The 2,059-nt window shown below is 61.1% G+C and carries 2 protein-coding genes; both read left to right on the top strand.

Features of this window, described 5'->3' with window-relative positions; all coding sequences use genetic code 11:
• The first annotated feature begins 218 nt into the window (after positions 1-218).
• Positions 219-1,109: a D-alanyl-D-alanine carboxypeptidase family protein gene (locus ACTO5E_RS10895; RefSeq protein ID WP_482303586.1), complete on the top strand. Its 891-nt coding sequence runs from the start codon at positions 219-221 to the stop codon at positions 1,107-1,109.
• A partial coding sequence (locus tag ACTO5E_RS10890; RefSeq protein ID WP_482303584.1) for an O-antigen ligase family protein occupies positions 1,096-2,059 on the top strand: 964 nt, incomplete at its 3' end. The genes ACTO5E_RS10895 and ACTO5E_RS10890, both read left to right, overlap by 14 nt.

The raw sequence follows: 2,059 nt of genomic DNA, 5'->3' as shown, positions 1-2,059 counted from the left end.
GTGCTGAAAATGTTCTGCCGGGGGTAAGCTCCATGGGAATTTGCGCTATCCAACCCTGTAATGTCAGCGAAACCGGATCAGGCCTGAAACTTTTATAAGATAGCTGGACATACTCTCCAAATTATGCTATGCTACAGAGGAAATCATTCTATTTTGTGGTTATGGAAGTGTATTCTGCTCATGTTCCATACACCGTTCCGGAGGGGTGGATTGCTGATATGAAAAAGGGCAAGGCATCTTCCAGTCGCAGTAAAAAGCCCGTGAAAAAGCAGCGTCCGCTGCTGTGGCTGGCTGCGGCAGCTGTTCTGGTGTGTGTGGCCGTGCTGTGGCGGCATTTTAGCGTCCCACAGATCGAACTGCCCTATCTCACGGCCCGTTACGTGGCGGTTATGGACGTTGACACCGGCCGCTTTGTATACAAGCAGGATATCGACACCCCCCGCTCTCCTGCCAGTCTGACTAAGCTGATGACCCTGTTTTTGGTCCTTGACGACCTGGAGAGCGGCGCCCTGAGCTGGGAGGATACCTTCACTGTCACCCCGGAGCAGGCCCACACCCAGGGCTCCAAATATGGCATGACCCCCGGGGAGGTGTTCACGGTCCGGCAGCTGGTGGCGGGCACTGTGCTGTCCAGCGGCTGCGACTGTGTGCAGTGCCTGGTGCTGATGTGCGCCCGGGATGAACTGGATTTTGTGGCCCGGATGAACGAGAAGGCGAAGGAACTGGGGATGAAGGGCTCCAACTTTGCCAACGCCACCGGCATCGACGCGTCGGGCCACTATATGACGGCCCGTGATATCGCGGTGCTGTCCCGGGAACTGATTCGGGCCCACCCGGAGCTGCTGGACTTTACCAGTGTGCCCAAGCTGACGGTGGAGGACCGGGAGTTTAAAAACATGCACCGCCTGGTGGGCCGGGACGAGCGGGTGGTGGGCCTGAAGACGGGCACCACCCTCATCGGCGGCTACAATCTGGTGACTCTGGCCCGGGAGGACGGGCAGGAATATATAATCGTCCTGCTGGACAGCAACAACGACAACAGCCGTTTTTCCGAGTCCAAGACCGTGGTGGACGTGCTGTTTGGGGAGGGGCAGAATGGCCAAAAGTAGCAGGCGGCGGCAGGACCTTCCGGTGGAGCGGCCCAGGGCCAACACGCCGCTGCTCTTTCTGATGCTGCTCCTCGTCCCGCTGTTTGGAGGGTACTACAATTTTTCCGTTCTGGCATGGGGCGCGGCGCTGCTCCTGCTGCTGGGCTGGACGGTCCGCAGCGCTGGGACCCTCCGCCTGCCGGTGGGGGTGGAGGCCTGGTGCCTGTATGGGCTGTGCGCCTGCCACCTGCTGACTGTCCCCTTTGGGGTGAGCTGGGGGATGGCCTTTACCGGATTTCTGCGCACCGCGGTCTGGGCCCTGTTTTTCATCTATGCTGCCTCCTACTCTCAGGAGGAGCGGCGGCAGATTCTGGACGCCGTCGCCTATGAGGGTGCCATCCTGTCCCTGCTGGCCACGGCGGCCTTTCTGTATGACAGCGCGGCGGGGGTGGCCAGCCGGAACGGGCGGATCGACGGGCTGTTTCAATATGCCAACACCTGGGCCCTGTTTCAGCTGATATGCCTGATTCTGCTGCTTTTGAAGGACAGGCGCCGCAGCATCGACTGGGCGGCGATGGCTGTGCTGGTGTGCGGCATCTATCTGTCCGGCTCCCGGGGCATTTTTTTGCTGTTTCTGTTTATGGCGCTGGGCTGGGGCGGATGGTCCGCCCTGCGGGAGAGAAAAATCCTGCCGGTGGCCCTGGGCGCCTTGGGCGTTGTGGCGATTGGGGCTTTGGCGGTGGTGTTCAGCGGGGGACTGGTGCTGGACCGGCTGCGGGCCATTACCCTGACCTCCTCCAGCCTCAATGGACGGCTTCTGTATGACCTGGACGGCTTGCAAATGCTGCTGCGCCACCCAATGGGGGTGGGCCGGGGGGGCTACCTCTACATCCAGCCCCTGGAGCAGACGGGCGTCTATACCCTGCGGTCCATCCACAACGAGTACCTCCCGGCCGCGCTGGACGGCGGGG

The organism is Acutalibacter sp. (assembly GCF_056800975.1).
Note: the sequence above shows the minus strand (reverse complement) of the source record. Positions and strands in the feature narration are given on the sequence as shown.

Bases quoted from the DNA above. Each gene is read 5' to 3' on its own strand.
- ACTO5E_RS10895 (WP_482303586.1), top strand. From the start codon at position 219: ATGAAAAAGGGCAAGGCATCTTCCAGTCGCAGTAAAAAGCCCGTGAAA.